The organism is Pedobacter sp. HMWF019 (assembly GCF_003061025.1).
Taxonomy (GTDB): Bacteria; Bacteroidota; Bacteroidia; order Sphingobacteriales; family Sphingobacteriaceae; genus Pedobacter.
This window is the reverse complement of record NZ_QAIL01000370.1, coordinates 1-15,462: the sequence shown is the minus strand read 5'-3', so window position 1 is coordinate 15,462 and position 15,462 is coordinate 1. Positions and strand designations below refer to the sequence as shown.

Annotated in this window: 17 protein-coding genes; all 17 read left to right on the top strand. The window is 40.5% G+C overall.

The window, feature by feature from the left end; translation table 11 throughout:
* Window positions 1–294, top strand: a 294-nt coding sequence (locus DBR11_RS20305; protein WP_233260843.1) for a hypothetical protein, incomplete at its 5' end; no start/stop codon positions are given.
* A 10-nt stretch (window positions 295–304) separates the two neighbouring features.
* Complete coding sequence (locus tag DBR11_RS20300; protein WP_108554449.1) at window positions 305–883, top strand: hypothetical protein; 579 nt, start codon at window positions 305–307, stop codon at window positions 881–883.
* A gap of 2 nt (window positions 884–885) precedes the next feature.
* Window positions 886–1,614 (top strand): hypothetical protein, encoded by a 729-nt coding sequence (locus DBR11_RS20295; protein WP_108554448.1) that lies wholly within the window; start codon window positions 886–888, stop codon window positions 1,612–1,614.
* Between the two features lie 221 nt (window positions 1,615–1,835).
* A complete protein-coding gene (gene tssD, locus DBR11_RS20290) occupies window positions 1,836–2,231 on the top strand; it encodes a type VI secretion system tube protein TssD (RefSeq protein ID WP_108554447.1) in 396 nt (131 codons plus the stop codon).
* Between the two features lie 55 nt (window positions 2,232–2,286).
* The gene (gene tssD / locus DBR11_RS20285) at window positions 2,287–2,682 is read left to right on the top strand and encodes a type VI secretion system tube protein TssD (protein WP_108554446.1); all 396 of its coding nucleotides are present in this window, start codon (window positions 2,287–2,289) and stop codon (window positions 2,680–2,682) included.
* Between the two features lie 70 nt (window positions 2,683–2,752).
* Window positions 2,753–3,409, top strand: coding sequence for a hypothetical protein (locus DBR11_RS20280; RefSeq protein WP_108554445.1), 657 nt, complete (start codon window positions 2,753–2,755; stop codon window positions 3,407–3,409).
* On the top strand, window positions 3,399–3,824 hold the full coding sequence (locus DBR11_RS20275) for a hypothetical protein (protein WP_108554444.1): 426 nt from the start codon (window positions 3,399–3,401) through the stop codon (window positions 3,822–3,824). The genes DBR11_RS20280 and DBR11_RS20275 overlap by 11 nt, the downstream gene beginning before the upstream one ends.
* Window positions 3,825–3,848: 24 nt before the next feature.
* Window positions 3,849–5,681, top strand: coding sequence for a type VI secretion system Vgr family protein (locus tag DBR11_RS20270; protein WP_108554443.1), 1,833 nt, complete (start codon window positions 3,849–3,851; stop codon window positions 5,679–5,681).
* An 11-nt stretch (window positions 5,682–5,692) separates the two neighbouring features.
* Window positions 5,693–7,183 carry a DUF2235 domain-containing protein gene (locus DBR11_RS20265; protein ID WP_108554442.1) on the top strand — a complete coding sequence of 497 codons (1,491 nt, stop codon included), beginning with the start codon at window positions 5,693–5,695 and terminating at the stop codon, window positions 7,181–7,183.
* Window positions 7,184–7,187: 4 nt separating this feature from the next.
* Window positions 7,188–8,198 carry a DUF2931 family protein gene (locus DBR11_RS20260; protein ID WP_158275341.1) on the top strand — a complete coding sequence of 337 codons (1,011 nt, stop codon included), beginning with the start codon at window positions 7,188–7,190 and terminating at the stop codon, window positions 8,196–8,198.
* A gap of 2 nt (window positions 8,199–8,200) precedes the next feature.
* Entirely contained in the window at window positions 8,201–9,187 is a 987-nt protein-coding gene (locus DBR11_RS20255) for a hypothetical protein (RefSeq protein ID WP_108554440.1), read from the top strand.
* Window positions 9,188–9,195: 8 nt separating this feature from the next.
* The gene (locus DBR11_RS20250) at window positions 9,196–9,672 is read left to right on the top strand and encodes a DUF4280 domain-containing protein (protein WP_108554439.1); all 477 of its coding nucleotides are present in this window, start codon (window positions 9,196–9,198) and stop codon (window positions 9,670–9,672) included.
* Between the two features lie 5 nt (window positions 9,673–9,677).
* The gene (locus DBR11_RS20245; RefSeq protein WP_108554438.1) at window positions 9,678–12,401 is read left to right on the top strand and encodes an OmpA family protein; all 2,724 of its coding nucleotides are present in this window, start codon (window positions 9,678–9,680) and stop codon (window positions 12,399–12,401) included.
* 38 nt (window positions 12,402–12,439) lie between these two features.
* Window positions 12,440–13,126, top strand: coding sequence for a hypothetical protein (locus tag DBR11_RS20240; protein ID WP_146186602.1), 687 nt, complete (start codon window positions 12,440–12,442; stop codon window positions 13,124–13,126).
* Between the two features lie 8 nt (window positions 13,127–13,134).
* Entirely contained in the window at window positions 13,135–13,908 is a 774-nt protein-coding gene (locus tag DBR11_RS20235; protein WP_108554436.1) for a hypothetical protein, read from the top strand.
* Between the two features lie 56 nt (window positions 13,909–13,964).
* The gene (locus DBR11_RS20230) at window positions 13,965–14,672 is read left to right on the top strand and encodes an outer membrane beta-barrel protein (RefSeq protein ID WP_108554451.1); all 708 of its coding nucleotides are present in this window, start codon (window positions 13,965–13,967) and stop codon (window positions 14,670–14,672) included.
* On the top strand, window positions 14,672–15,462 hold a 791-nt coding region (gene rfbD, locus DBR11_RS20225), incomplete at its 3' end, for a dTDP-4-dehydrorhamnose reductase (RefSeq protein ID WP_108554435.1). The genes DBR11_RS20230 and rfbD, both read left to right, overlap by 1 nt.

The following is a 15,462-nucleotide window of genomic DNA, read 5'->3' as shown; positions in this document are numbered from 1 at the left end:
TATCAAAAGTATTCGAATATTATGACGGATTTGATGAAAAAGACCATTAACGCATATGTAAATCAGGATGATTTTAAAAATCCAAAATATGGAACTACAGAAAATCCTATATTGATTTTTAGTTTTAAAGGAGTTGGAGGAAAAATAGAGATTGGCTCTATCGATAAAAATAATAATCCAATCATAGAAAGTTTGGAACTAACCAATGAGCAGTACAAGCATAATCTGATAACTTATCTTACCTATGTAATGCCAAAAGATAAATTTAAAAAACGGTTTGAAGAAGGGAAATAGATGAATCAATATGAAACAGATATTAAATTTTCTCCTAATATTTATTATTGTGCAGTTTTTTGCCTGTCATTCTTCAACTCCTAAAGAAAACATTGCTGTCGGATCAAGGAATCAGGCTACAGATAAAACGCTGAGCGATCAACTGATTACTTTTGTTGATACTGCAGCAAATCGTTTTGCTGATGGCCGACTTAATGAGGAGAAACTTAAAGTACTGACAGACAGTTTTGCTGTTTACTTTCCAATCATGTTGGATCAGCAAGGTATGGCTGTTCCAGATACTGTTGTTTATGTAAAGTTGCACGACCACAATTATTCAAAGCAAAGTGACCGGATCTATATCTCCTTGCCGATAGCCATAGGAAAGCAGCTTACTTTTAAATCCTTAACGAAGCATTTTGGCCCACTTGGGGTTGAGCCTCCCTTATTCAGAGCGCATAAGAGCCCTCCACCGGTAAGTATAGACCTTAAAAAGCACTTAGGCAATAAAACAGCAGGATTATTTCTTCAGGTAAGTGCAGCGCATTTCCCTGAAGAAGAAGAAAATCAGGTTGTATACATTGAAATAATTAAATCGAAGGGAGAATAGGTATGCCATCTTATAAACTCGTCAAGATTAACGAATATGATGCCCATGGTGGTCCCTCCAAGGAGGTTTTAGGACATGACGGGCATATGCAAACCTCTACTCGCTCCGGAAGGTATGTGATTGGTGCCATTGAAAAACATGTGAGCCATGGAAAATACCAGTTTTGGTCTGGAATAGCCTGGGGTACAGAAATGCGTGTCACCAATGAAATTATAATGGTTAAATATGGCGGGAAGTGGATGAGATTAAGTTCGGTTAATGACCAATGGGGACGATATAAGGGATTTGAAAAACAGTTAACTGATTTGATAAAACGGTCCTACAATACGTATTATGGAAAATTAATTGTTCCGGATCGTTGGGTATTTAATGATTTTGGGCATATTTCTGTGAAGTATTACACTGATTATAACCATAATTGGAAAATGGATGGAAAGGAAGGGTTTTTGGGAGATTTTATTCATACTACACCTGGAGATGAGGCCAATAGCTATTTTAACAACCGAGTTATTCTCTCCGAATCACATGGCTGTATCCATGTGAAGCCGTTCGATATAGACACAATGATTGGAAATGGCTATATTAAAAAAGGAAATAGTATTGAAGTGCATAACTATAACGAAAAAAATGTATCTGGGGACCTGGTTAGAAATATTGCCCGCCCAGGATTTGAAGTGCATTTTTATCCGGGAGTATTTAAAATCGCCGTTTACCGGGTAACGGCAAAATAAGATCGGTGCAAGCTAACTCTATATCCTTGGTGCTGCTTTTCTCCGCAGGTTGTAGCGAAATTAAGCAGTTGTACATTTTTCTATAAGGCTGACGATCAGTAGCCATTTCAAATACAGTCTTCATTTCCGCTTCAGGGCTTTCTTTAGAAATAATATACTATTGGCAAAGTTTTTGCCGTTAACAGTACAGATAAATAATATTTCACCCAAAAACTAAAGTTATGGCTTTCAAAGCAAGATTAGACTTTTCGGGCAAGGAGTACGATGTGCTTCATTGTTCTTATTCCCTCAACCGCGATGTAGACGCAAAAGGAAGACCCTCTTCCGGAGTGTATGGCGGTACGATCGATATCGAGATCGAATCCACTGAAGATACCTCTGTTGTAGAAGCGATGGTTAACAATCAGTACAAGCCTTTAAGCGGTACCCTGCTGATCAAAAAAACAGAAGAGGATGCCAAAATGAAAGAAGTTCATTTTGAAGACGGATACATTGTTAAGTATTCTGAAGGAATCAACATCACCGGAGAAAATCCGATGACATTGAAATTCCAGATCTCTGCCAGAAAGTTGAAACTTGGCAATGCCGAGCATATAAATGACTGGCCAAAAGCGTAACTTTAGGTACGTAACCAATTAACCAACATTATTTAATTTTTAAAAGAATACTATCATGGCTTTCAAAACCAGATTAACTCTTGGGTCCAAGGAATTTGATGTACTACAGTGCAGCTTTTCATTAAACAGAGATGTAGACGCTAAAGGCCGTCCATCATCTGGCGTATATGGCGGAACCATTCATATTGAAGTAGAATCTACTGAAGATACTTCGGTGATCGAATCAATGGTCAACAATCAGTACAAACCATTGTCAGGTAATATCGTTTTTAAAAAAGGCGAAGAAGATGCAAAGATGAAAGAATTGTCTTTTGAAGATGGTTACATCATCCAGTATAACGAAGGTATTGCTGTAAACGATAATACGCCAATGACTTTAAGTTTTGTGCTTTCTGCACGTAAATTAAAGCTGGGTAACGCCGAGCATACCAACGATTGGCCAAAAGCATAATTGTAAAGGGAGGGGCCCTGTTAATTTAGGGGCTCCTATCTAAAATTTCCGTTCTTACTAACATCTACCTATGTTAATTTACAGAAAAGAAACCCCTTATTTTGCCATTACGCTCGATCTTGGCAGAAATGAGCTTAAGATATTGCAACGTTGGAAATACAGTTGGGCAATAGCTCCAGGCTCAGGTAAGTGGACTTATGCAGAAACCAAAAATTTTCACCATAAAGTGGACAGACTGATCTGGTCTGTCTGGGGGAGCCGTTTTGAGCTTAAATTGGCTCAGGGTTCCAAAATACCGGCAAATTATAAAGTTGGACCAGTTAAAACCTATTTTGATGTAAAGTGGGTGTTGGACAACAGTGCACACTGGAAAGTTACCGTAACAAAGATTAAACGTGGAGCTTTTCAGCAAAGCTATATTCGATGGAATACCAGGGAAATCAGCCTGGATACAGAAGATACAACAAAAACACTTAAATATATCAACGGCCCCGTGAGGTCTTATCAGTACGGTCTTACCCATGAATTTGGGCATACGCTTGGAAACGTTGCTTATACACCCTCCGGACACGGCGATGAATATGCCTCTGGAAGTGCTTATCTGGCAGATTTTCCCAGTATTATGAATTCAGGAAATGAGCTGAGACAACGGCACCTGGATTTTATAAAACAGACCTTAAATAGTATGATTCCGGGCGTAAAATTTGACATCAGCCATGTTCGCTAAATCTACATATTGCCTGTTGGGCCTTGGTCTTACCCTGTTCATCTCCTGTATGAACCAGGCCTCTGATGGACAAAGTAAACCACCTGCTGCTGCAATAAATAAGGAAAATCAAATGGGAAAAACCGAAAAGATCGATACAGCGGCGTTAAAAAAACTATCTCCGGAACAAGCAGCCGCTAAATTCGGAAAGCCCATTAAAAGCGAGGATTTTAATTTATCCAGCCCTTTGTCTGAGTTCAGAATAGAAATTTACAACCATATACCTGAAAAGGACCGGTACTCACCCGAAGTGAAGATCCGGGAATATACATGGGTCTACAATAAAGAAGAAAATATTACCGTCTGGTATCAGCGTAAACAAGATAAATGGCAGTTCCTGCACTTTAATACCTGGCCAAAAGATGCCGAATTTTAAGTTTTAACAGCAAAGCTTCCTACGATGGAAAAGAAAATAAATCTGGAAATACAAATTGATGGTCAGGAGATCACGCATTTTAATTCGCTGAGGATCACCCAGGCATTTAATCGTCACCACGAATTTGAACTGGTCATTAACCAGGATGTGATCGAGCAGACTCAATCTTTTAAGATCGATCAATCTAAAGCCTGGGTTGGGAAAAGCTTCATTGTCAGTATCGATCATGGAAACATGGACTTTAAAGGGCTTGTATGCGAGGTCAACTTATCTCAAAGCCACGGCCTTAGGGGAAATCTGATCATTAAGGGGTACTCTCCGACCATCCTTTTGGAAACAGGACCGCATTTGGAATCTTTCAGCGATATGCAACTGGGTGATATTGTAAAGAAAAAGACTTCGTCTCTGGCCTCTAATGATATGGAATATTCCATCGCACCGGCTTACAGCGAAAACCTTAAATATATTACTCAATTTAAAGAAAGCAATTACAGCTTTATCAACCGTTTAAGTGCAGAATATGGAGAGTTTTTTTATTATGACGGGAAAACCCTGCATTTTGGAAAACCCAATTCACCAAAGACGGTAACCCTGGTACATGGACAGAACCTGAACTTCATGAATATGGCAGTTCGGATCCTGCCGATGAATTTTTCTTATTATTCCTACAGGTCGCAGGAAAATGGCAGACTGGATGCACAGGCACCTGGTTCAGTAAAGGGTTTGAATGATTATGCACAGCATGCACTTACCCAGTCTTCGTCGGTGTACGATCATGAGATCAATACCACGATTAAACCCAGAGTGGAAAATAAAAGCCAGTTGGATAAGCTCGCCGATAAACATAAAGCCGCAATGGCTTCCAACCTTTCAGATATTACCGGGGAAAGTACCAGTACAGCCTTAAATATTGGCTGTATTGCCGATGTACAAGTATCCCGTAAGGATGGTTTGTCTTTTAACAAAGATTCATTGAGTAAATTTCTAATCACAGAGATTTCTCACTATATAGATGGTCTAAGCAGATATAACAATGCCTTTAAGGGGGTTCCGGCCGACACAGAAGCCGTTTCTGTAGAGCAAGTGCATACACCTCAGGCAGAATCTCAAATTGCAACAGTAATAGATAACGCTGATCCGTCGCAAACCGGAAGGGTCAGAGTACAAATGTTGTGGCAAAAAGACAATGCAACTACAGATTGGATCAGGGTTTTAACGCCCGATGGGGGAAGCAGTGAACCCTTTGCAAAAAACAGGGGTTATGTTTTTATTCCGGAAATTGGAGACCAGGTTGTAGTCGGATTTAGATATAATGACCCTGACCGGCCTTTCGTCATGGGGAGCATTTTCCATGGCAGTACAGGTGCGGGCGGACAGGATGCCAACCATATGAAAAGCATTGCGACCCGAAGCGGGCATCTCATTGAATTTAATGATGGGCCATCAGGACATGGGATCACCATTACAGACATCAATAAAAACCTGATCCATATTGATACCACAGGCAATAACATTACCATCACAGCTAACGAGAATATGACCTTGAATGCCAAGAATATGCAGCTCAATGTAGCTGAAAATCTGGATATTCAGGTTGGAAAGGACATCAGCACAATGGTTGGAAATAATATGAATACCCAGGTGAGCGTCAACAACCAGGTCAATATTGGTGCAGATTATACACTGAATGCGGCAAACATTACGGAGATCGCTGGTAATGCCTATCAAAGCGAGGCCACCAATATCACAAAAACGGCGACAGGGGAACTCACCTATAACAGTGCAGAAGGTAGTGTAATCAAGCATGCTGCAAAAACTATTCATAACAATAGCGGAGAGAAAAGTAATCTGTTTTAAAGGCTCAACCCATGATCAACAAAGGCAATATCATAAAGATTTCCAGCGGAACCCTAAAAGAAAGCGCGACCAAGGATTATACGGCCTACGCCAATAATATCCAGACCAACGCTGCAAAGAAGATTCTAGAGAATTCTAATGACGGCATTGTCTATGGAGAACCGGAGAAAATGGCCACTAAAGAAGATGTGGTGAATATTGTTGCCGGTTTATTTTTTGATGGAACAGGAAACAACCGCACCAACATAGATCGAAGAGAAAGCAATTCTCCCATTTATACCGCACATGCCAAGCCTTCTTTCTGGCAAGACAATACCAGTTACGAAAATGACAGGACCAATGTCGATCACCTGGAAAAGATGTATAAAAAGGAAACCCTCTATTTTTCTATTTATATTGAAGGGATAGGTACGACGAATGATGATTACGACAGTTTAAAAGATATGGGAACCGGGGAAGGTTCTACCGGTATTCGGGGTAAGGTTAAAAAATGTTGCGAGGAACTCGTTAGAACCATCAAAGCCAATACCAAGAAAGATGTGGGCACCTTAACTGTTGATGTTTTTGGCTTTAGCCGGGGAGCTGCTGCGGCCAGAAATTTTGTGCATGAAATCACCCTTCCCAGTGAAGACGATAAACCTGCCAGGGGGCATTTTGGAGAACAGGCAGGAAAAAGCAAACTGAAGATCGCCTTTGTACGGATCCGCTTTGCGGGATTGTATGATACCGTATCCGCTTACGGCGTTAAACACAGTAATGACTTGGTGGAACTGGATTTAAATGCAGTTAACCGAGCATCCAAGATTGTTCACCTTACTGCTGCAGATGAAACCCGGGATAAATTTGAACTGACTTCTGTAACCACAGGTACTGAACTCTCCCTTCCGGGCGTGCATTCAGATATTGGGGGCAGTTACAGGGATAATGTCAATGAAGAGGTTTCTCTCGCTGAAGAAATGTTATCCCTGATCAACCGGGATAAACTGGTGGCTGCAGAAAGGGACCGTCTTATTGAGCAGGGTTGGTATACGGGTAGTCAGATGAAGATCCAAAATTCCTATAAACTGACAGGTAACAGGGTACTGAGCAATAAGTATAGCTTGATACCTCTGCACTTGATGTTCGAAATGGGCACCGATCCTTGTCAGTTTGTAGAAGACCTGCTCGGTACCGTTTATAAGATTCCTACAGCGCCACTGAGCAATTCCAAATTGCTTTTAACCGATGTATATACCAGGATAAAGAATTATGCCATTCTTAAAACAGCACCTCCTTTAGTGTTTAACAGCCGCGGACAACTACAGTCTTTAAAAAATATGGTGGATGTTGGCGCCTATCCTGTAGATAAATACAATGCACAAGTGCGGGACCACAATATGCTGATGGAACTTAGAAACAGATATCTCCACTTTTCTTCCAGCTGGGATGGTGTGGGTAAGGAACCTCATATCAATGATAAGGGAGAAAGAGAAAGAGTGGTTTTTAACCCGAGATCAACTTAAGCCTATGAAACAATTATTTACGTTACTTATTATAGTCAGTTCCTTCACTTTAAGTTCTTGCCAGGAAAAAATGAAAAAATACGATTGGATACCAACAGAATGCGCCCCAGCAAATTACCCCGCACAGATTTATAAGGGCTCTCTTCTCTATGGAGAAAAGGGGAGTATTTATATTCCTGATGGCCGGGCAATCAATTACGGATGGGGCGAAAGCGGATCGGTCAATATTGCCGGGGAGCAGATGAAAGAAGTTCCGCACACACTGGAAATCAGTTGGCTTTCCTTTGCGGAAAAGAAAAACTATGGTGGGAAATTTGAACTGGATACCAAAAAGATAGATTCATTATTTGCTGCAGGCTATCCTGATGATTCTGAAGAAGGAGGAAAAGGGAATTACCACAGTGTTAAAGTTGGGATGGCGCCAGGAGGCGATTTGGTTGTCTGGCTCGCCGGATCCAGAAGTAAACAAGTAGAAGTGGGTTTTTTCAAAGCTAAACCTATAGAAAGCCTGGATTGGAAAAAGATTTACCCCTCCATGGAGGATGGTATCGGAGCCTATATCGATGTGATTGTTAAAAAGCTTCCAGATTCGGTAAAGGAACAAATAGCCGCAGGTAAAATCCCGTTTGGTTACTGGGAGAGTTTACGGAAACGGTACAACTGGAAACCCGAAATCCAGACAAACGCTAAAGTGTTAAGGATAGACCTGGATTATTTTAATAAGGAAAGAGATTTTGTGTTTGGAGAGGGACTTCAACACTTGAGCGTTAAACCAAATGCCGTAATAGAGGAGCTCAGTGTCTATTGGCTGGATGACCGGAACAGAGAGTTGCGTACGGAAATTAAATTTGATGAACAGGAGGCTTTCACGGTATTCTCTAAGATCCCGCAAGGTGAGGAAGCCAGTTTGGTCGTTGTATTGGATAAAACAAAAAAGGATGCAACTGTTCATTTGAAAGTCAAAGACAAAGAGGTTCCATTTCAACAGATTAAGGTGCAGAGTTTTTATAAATAGCTATGGAACAGGTAGAATTTACAGATCATAATGCATTGAAACTGCAGTTAAAACCACCACATTTTAAACGCAGTTATGGCGTATTGTATACTTACACATCTGGAAGTAAGGAGGATACTGTGAAATTTAACCTGGATGTGACCTATGTTAAAACCATTATAGACCGGTCCAGGATATTCAGACTAGAGCGGGATGTGGTATACGTTAATGACATAGAGCCAGATCTGCTTGCAGATCAGCTGGCCTATGAATGTGGAAAGGTTTTTTATCCTTTACTTGTTGAAGTTGATTTTTCAGGCAAATACCTGGGGGTTTATAATCACCCTGAAATCATTTCAAGATGGAAAGTTCAGAGGCCGGTGATACAGGAATACTTTAAAGGGGAAACGACAGAGCGTTACCTGATCTTAATGGATAAAGCGATTGCTTCAGTGGAGCAGGTCAACATGATTTTTTATAGGGAACTGTTCATCTCCTCCTTTTTCTCCTCATTGTATCAATCCTATGGAGAGCACTTCGAAACAGAACAAACCTGTTATTTTCCTATAGTTGGGATGGCAGACCCGGTACAGTTTAATGTTGTGCAAATCATTGACCCCGTATTGAATGAAGCCCATATGGTCCAGCTTGTTCATCGCGGTACCCTTACAGACGAACGCAGTGCCCGGGATTTAAAAGAGGAACAAAGCTATGCCTTGTCTAAATTTTCTTATCCCGATGAGCCTTCTGCCACAGGAAAATATCACGCTTTGTACCGTTTCGATGCAGAAACCAAGGCCATTGTTTCCCTTGTTGCAGATTGGGAATTAGATCTGGAACCCATTCAGAAGACACAAGTCAAGGTATTTGAGCGGGTTAAGTCTTCAGAAGAAGAGAAGGCCCCATTAATAGAAGAAACAAAAGAACCAGTTATGATCATTCTTGATGGGAAATATGAAAAGAAGGAACGTAAAATCACTGATATTTTTAATTTTTTGTTAGGTAAATAGATAAGGCTATGGCAGAAAAACATATTGTAGTACAAGGAGCAACATGCTTATGTAATTTTGGTTCTGCTCCAGATAAATTAAAAGTGCTTACGCACAAAAGAGAATTTGCCAATGATAAGGAGGGGACAAAAAAATATATTGCCAGTACCAAAGATATTGGGTCAACCTTTGAAAAGAATATGTTTGGCTCTTGTGCGAAACAGAACAACAAACCCTGCACAGCGGTGGTTACCGAGTGGAAAGATTTTTATGAGCATACCACTTTAACCAATGGAGGTAAAATTCTAACAGAAAGCAGCAAGGCAACCTGTCCCGTTGGAGGCGCCGGCTGTATAAAAATAATAGATCATGGTCAAACCGCAGAGCCAAATGGTCAAAGTTTTAAAAACACAGAGCCAAAAGTTAACCAGGCGCTAAATCCAGCAGTCGGTGTGAAACAAATTATTGATGAACCTGTTGACGTTAAAGGCATAATTTTCGAATAATTAGTATGGCTAAAGGGATAAAAAGAATACAGCAGGTGGCCGGACACTATTATACCGCCTCAAGCAAAGGGAATCTGGTGGTTTTAAAAGCAGATGAGAATTGCTCTTTTGCAGTAGCAGAATGGCTGCCGGATACAAAAGATTCGGATAAGAGTAATTTGGTTTGGCTTCTTGAGGATGTTAACCGGACAGAGATATTACTGGAACACCGTGGGGCTATTCTCAATAAGATCATGATTCCCAGGGATAAATGTGGAAGTAAGCCCTGGTTTTACCTTGATGCCAGTTTATCCAATAAAATTGACAAGACTGCACGTACAGGTCTGTTGATACAAGGAAAATGTGATCCGCTGATTAAAGAAGCGATTTGGAGTGCGGCACAAGATGGACCCAGGCTTGGCCAAACCGCATTGAGGTACGGAGATCAGGTCTATTTGAAAATCACTACCGAAGGCCTTAACGGGAATAACTTGTTCATCGAAATTTACCAGCGCAGAGTAGGTAAAAATTTGCCAGTAAGGAACATCAATGCAGAGTGTGTAAACGGAGTGGTTAATCTCTCCATCACCAATACCTATTCCTGGTATGCTGTGTTGAAAGACGGGCCAGAAAAAGCCGAGCTCTTTATTAAGGTTAAGGATATGGTTTCTGGTCAGTATGTGAAGGATAACCGTGGAGACGATTTACATGCCAGATTCCTGCGTATGGAAAATAAAGTGGTGAGCAAAACGGTATCCCCGCCAACAAACATTACTGTGGCCAAAGTGGGAGAAAAAGTTCCGCAACCAGGGCGGGAAGATTTATGCCGGTTCACAAAGATTGAAATTACTGATGGGGCAGACCGGGTCATTATATTTGACGAGGGTAAAATCAAAAAGGGAGGAAAGACCAATAAACCCTTTTATATTGATGAAAAGGTGTTTTATGATTTTAATAAGCATAATCTTAAACCAGAAGCAAAGGCCATTTTAAATAAAATGGCCAAAATACTGATGGAGATGCCTTATATCCCTGTGGAGCTTGGATCTCATACCGATAGATTTGGCTCCGATAGTTTTAATATGGAGTTGTCTGAAAAAAGGGCAAAAGCCACGGTAGACTATCTGGTTTCGCAAAATGTGAACATTTCACGCATTATTTCCAAGGGATATGGAAAAACGATGCTGGCAAATAACAACCCGAACCTGAGCAAGGAAGAAAGTTATGTGAATAGGAGGACGACGATAAAACTGAGGATTTTCGCCCACGACGCGCAAAGTCTCGTTTTTGAAACCATTCAGCCTGGGAAGACCTATCAGAAACAACTTCCAATTAAAATAACGGATTTCCACACCAAGGGCCTATGTAATTTTATTTCAGACCAGCATATCGAACAGGTTCCCTATAGTGTCACTACACCAAGTAATAAGAAAGATGTTTTAACATTGGAAGGAGACACGATAAAGCCTTATGTCTATTCTCCTATGGACAATACGATCTCTGGCTTTGATTATTTGTTCCCGCATTTGCGGTCTCCAAACTCCTTCTTTTTTTACATCAATTCCTGTCGTTATTTTTCTGACAAGCAAAAACCCAGTCTGATTGTCAAGGCCTATTCCGATATCAAATGGGATTTTAAATTCTTCCTGAACTTAAGCAATCCGCTTGAACTGACCTGGCAGGGACCTGCACAGATGTCTCCGGCCAGGATAGATGAACTTAGAGCTGCCGCCAAGAAATTAGGTGATGCAGATTATAACAAAACTACAGCAATAGATTTCGGAGTAAAATTAAGCTCTAGCTGGAACAAGCAAGGGGATGTTTATAGAGGAAAAGAAGAGTACACGCTGAAATTCAAAAAGGAAATAAAAACGCTTTACAGTTTAATTTCTTCGGTTAAGGAAATCAGCCGGGGGATTATTTCCAACACGGGCGGCGCACCTAGAAAGACGGGGTTTGGAACCAGTACTTCGCTGATTGTAAAAGTGCTTGCACCTAAATTTGTTGTTGGGCTGGAATGGAAGCTTGCGAGAGGAAGTAAGAAAAATGTCGCTACATCGGAGATCGGTACAGAATACAAGATCTATTTTCATTCTGAACCCTTAATTGGCCTGGAACTCACGGTGGATCTATTGAACCTGGTGCTTAAAGGTGCTTCAATGGCCGCAACTGGTAATACAGTGGCTGCAGATGTCTTTATCATGGTGAAAGACTGGGCCTCTAAAGGCTATAAAAGTGAGAAAGCCGAGATCTCATTTGATATGTATATAGATTTGGTTTTAACAGGAACGATTGCCGGAGGCGTGAAAGATATCATCATCAATACCGCTTCCGACAGGTTGCAGGTTGATGGGGAGCTCAAATCTCAGATTACCGCAACCCTGCAGGCGGGTGTGACTTTAAAAGCCAAACTTGTCCTTATTGAAGCAGCGAATAATAAGACTGATGTACATGCAACCGCTTCGTTGAGCGCTTCGGCGACCATTGGGATCACCGCTACCCATAATTTTAGTTATGATACCAATAAAGGTTTATTCTACAGACCCGGTCTGGTAATGGATCCTTGTATTGGAAAAGTGGTGTTGCTGGTTGATGTGGGGATCAGTTACCGAAAGATCTCTGCGGATTGGCGACCAATAAACTACCAGGAAAACAGGACTTTCTGGGAAGAGTTCAATATCATGAAAAGCCTGGAACAGCTTACTGGCATATCTCCGAATATGACGATTATCTCAAGAAGCAACGATTAACAATGATTAAAAACAGTAAAAAGAATAATTATAACACTATGAAGAAGCCATTTATTTTAATAGCCCTAAGTTTTATGATCTTACAATCATGCAATGCTCAAAGTTTTGATTTAGCAGATGTTAAATTTCCAGTGGATAAAGCTTCACTTACCAAATACAAGCTGGAAGATAAGCAGATCCTGGAACTGGATTATAGACTGTTCAAGTCTGTGAGTCCTGATGTTCTTCATTTTAATAAGGCAAGCCTAAGCGGACACACCGGAAACGCAAATGATGATATTGCGGGCACAAATCTGGTTTATTTTTATTCGAATGATAAAACAGGAAAGATACAAGCCTATAAGGTTGAAACCTATACCACACCGGAGACCAAAAAATTAATTACAGCAATAGAGTCTAAATTAGGCAAAGCCGTTTTTGACAGAGGACAGGACAACCGCTTTAGGATTTGGGAAAGTGCAGATAAGAAAACTATTTACCTGTTGGAATCTGGTCAGTTTTCTCTCAATAATGACCCGAAAACGGCCTCGGCACGTTTTTTTGCAATTGACAGGTCCGCAAAAGATCTTGTTGACCATCGCCTGACCAGTGGATTTCAGTATTACAAGGATTATTTATTCGAAAAAAGTAAAAAGACCGGTAAATATACCTACGCAGATTTCTTAAAAGACATGAAGGCTCAAGGAGAAGGCTATTATCTTAAAGGAGATAACACCATAAAATAGGTATAAAGATGATTGAACCATATTATCAAATAGAATTTACTGCCTTAGCCTGCAAATTTGAAGTTACGCTCAATGGTATAAATTTGATTTCGCTGAGTATCGGGGGGCAGGCCAGTACTTTATTGCCGTTAAATTCAGGTATTTCGAAAAGCGGGGAACAAAAACTTCATGTTAAGCTTTTACCTCTTGAAGGACAGGAGTTTTTACATACCCAGGCAGAATTTAAATATGTCTTTAAAGTATTTGAAGTACGTTTCGGATTCGAGCTTAAACAGACTATGGAGGGTTATACCTTTCCAAAGGTAGATGAAAGTAAAAAGCAAAAATTCCTGGAGCATGAGCAGACTTTTCAGGCTGAGGTTCCTTATGTATTGAATACCTGGCAAAATGGTACGCCTTTAACTGATGTAGATGAGCTGAGTGATAAATTAAAACGTGCTTACGCCCGAATCGCCTCTTATATCAGAAATAAGGACTATGACCAGCTCAGGGCGGCTTTAGCCAACCGCGAGAAAACGATGGCTACTTCCATGTATTTAAAGGAAGAAGATTCGGCAGCAAGGATCAACTCTATCATTGAAGATGCGGAGAATGGCTTTATGGTTATGCCATTCGATGTGACTGCATTGATCCACATCTCGGGTTACGGAAAGCTGGCAGCATATAAGAAATTAAACGGAGAGCCGGTGCTCACTTTATTCAATCCGGAAACCGGAGAAGAAGTGATGTTGGATCTTTGTTTTTATGTTCCGGCAGGTAAAACGGAATTTGAGGTTATTTAAGGGAGATTTTGCATTTAAATCCATACTTTTATGGTGATAAAGAGCCCATTGCATTTATGAAGAAAATACTACTCGCTGCTTGTATTTTGACATTTTCACTCCCGGTGTTTTCCCAGCAGAATGCGGATTATGCCTATAGTATAGGAATAAGGGGGTTTAATTATATGCAAATGCCCAAGATCCTGAACCAGTCCAACTCAGATAATTACCTGAAATCTTATTTTAACAGTGTATTGCTTAAGTTTAACGATAACCTGTTTAGCTACCGGATCAACGGAAGTTACCTGAAAAAAGATGACCAGTTCTTTAACAATTGTGAAAATTGTGAGCTGGTTAAAGGACAGATGAAAGATTATGCTTTTAAACTCGGTTTTGAAAAAAACTTCAGTTATACGGCTATTCAGCCTTATTTCGCCTTAGATTTAGGCTATAGGTCAAATAAATTTACAGGAACTTCAATGACGGTTAATCCGGATAAATTAGCTCAGTATGAATCGGTTAGTGGTTCTGTTCCTGGAAATAATGTTAACGCGAGCAAGGAGGGTTTTACAATTTCACCAGTTTTAGGAATAAAATTTAATCCTATCAAAGAGATTTCTATCTTTGCCGAAAGCAATCTGGAATTCTTTTATTCCTATGAGCGACAGGAAACAATCACTCAGGATGCATCAAATACGCGCTCTCTCAGTAAATTTCATAAAGGTGAGTATTTAATTAATCCGGTATCGGTTGGTATCCAAATACACTTGGTGAACAAAAATTAATGGAAAATATTCTAATCATCGGAAGCGGAGGGCAACTGGGACAATGTCTTCAGGAAGTTGTTCAATCCTCTGCACAGACCTTCAACTTCATGTTCTTAACAGAGCAGGATCTGGACATTACCAATTTGCAACATACGCAACAGGTTTTTGAACAATACAAGCCCGTCTACTGCATCAATTGTGCAGCTTATACGGCTGTAGACCAGGCAGAGGACGACCAGGCACTGGCTTATGAGATCAATGAGCATGCCGTAAAACGTATTGCAGAAACTTGTGCCCAGCATCAAACGACTTTAATCCATATCTCTACAGATTTTGTATTTGATGGTAGAGTGGGCATTCCATTAACCGAGGAGGCACAAGCAGGGCCAATTAATATTTATGGTCTTTCCAAGCTCAAAGGCGAGCGGGCCTTAACCGAAGCTTTAGACCGTTATTTTATTCTTCGGACCAGCTGGTTATATTCAGAAAAAGCGAATAACTTTTGCAAAACCATGCTAAAACTAGCACAAGTGAAAGAACATTTGCAGGTAATTTCAGACCAGGTAGGTACACCTACCTACGCCATGGATCTGGCCAGGGTTATTCTTCATATTATACATACTTCTAATACCCAGTATGGGATTTATCATTACAGTAACGAGGGTGTAGCTTCCTGGTACGATTTTGCGAAAGCTATTTTCGAGCTGGCGGAGGTCGAAATCGAAGTAACACCTGTAAATTCAGATGCATTTGTAACCAAAGCGAAAAGGCCTCACTACTCTGTGATGGACAAAACGAAGATAAAAAA

Bases quoted from the DNA above. Each gene is read 5' to 3' on its own strand.
- DBR11_RS20230 (WP_108554451.1), top strand. From the start codon at position 13,965: ATGAAGAAAATACTACTCGCTGCTTGTATTTTGACATTTTCACTCCCG.
- DBR11_RS20255 (WP_108554440.1), top strand. From the start codon at position 8,201: ATGGAACAGGTAGAATTTACAGATCATAATGCATTGAAACTGCAGTTA.
- DBR11_RS20235 (WP_108554436.1), top strand. From the start codon at position 13,135: ATGATTGAACCATATTATCAAATAGAATTTACTGCCTTAGCCTGCAAA.
- tssD (WP_108554447.1), top strand. From the start codon at position 1,836: ATGGCTTTCAAAGCAAGATTAGACTTTTCGGGCAAGGAGTACGATGTG.
- DBR11_RS20240 (WP_146186602.1), top strand. From the start codon at position 12,440: ATGAAGAAGCCATTTATTTTAATAGCCCTAAGTTTTATGATCTTACAA.
- DBR11_RS20250 (WP_108554439.1), top strand. From the start codon at position 9,196: ATGGCAGAAAAACATATTGTAGTACAAGGAGCAACATGCTTATGTAAT.
- DBR11_RS20295 (WP_108554448.1), top strand. From the start codon at position 886: ATGCCATCTTATAAACTCGTCAAGATTAACGAATATGATGCCCATGGT.
- tssD (WP_108554446.1), top strand. From the start codon at position 2,287: ATGGCTTTCAAAACCAGATTAACTCTTGGGTCCAAGGAATTTGATGTA.
- DBR11_RS20280 (WP_108554445.1), top strand. From the start codon at position 2,753: ATGTTAATTTACAGAAAAGAAACCCCTTATTTTGCCATTACGCTCGAT.
- DBR11_RS20270 (WP_108554443.1), top strand. From the start codon at position 3,849: ATGGAAAAGAAAATAAATCTGGAAATACAAATTGATGGTCAGGAGATC.
- DBR11_RS20245 (WP_108554438.1), top strand. From the start codon at position 9,678: ATGGCTAAAGGGATAAAAAGAATACAGCAGGTGGCCGGACACTATTAT.
- DBR11_RS20265 (WP_108554442.1), top strand. From the start codon at position 5,693: ATGATCAACAAAGGCAATATCATAAAGATTTCCAGCGGAACCCTAAAA.
- DBR11_RS20300 (WP_108554449.1), top strand. From the start codon at position 305: ATGAAACAGATATTAAATTTTCTCCTAATATTTATTATTGTGCAGTTT.
- DBR11_RS20275 (WP_108554444.1), top strand. From the start codon at position 3,399: ATGTTCGCTAAATCTACATATTGCCTGTTGGGCCTTGGTCTTACCCTG.
- DBR11_RS20260 (WP_158275341.1), top strand. From the start codon at position 7,188: ATGAAACAATTATTTACGTTACTTATTATAGTCAGTTCCTTCACTTTA.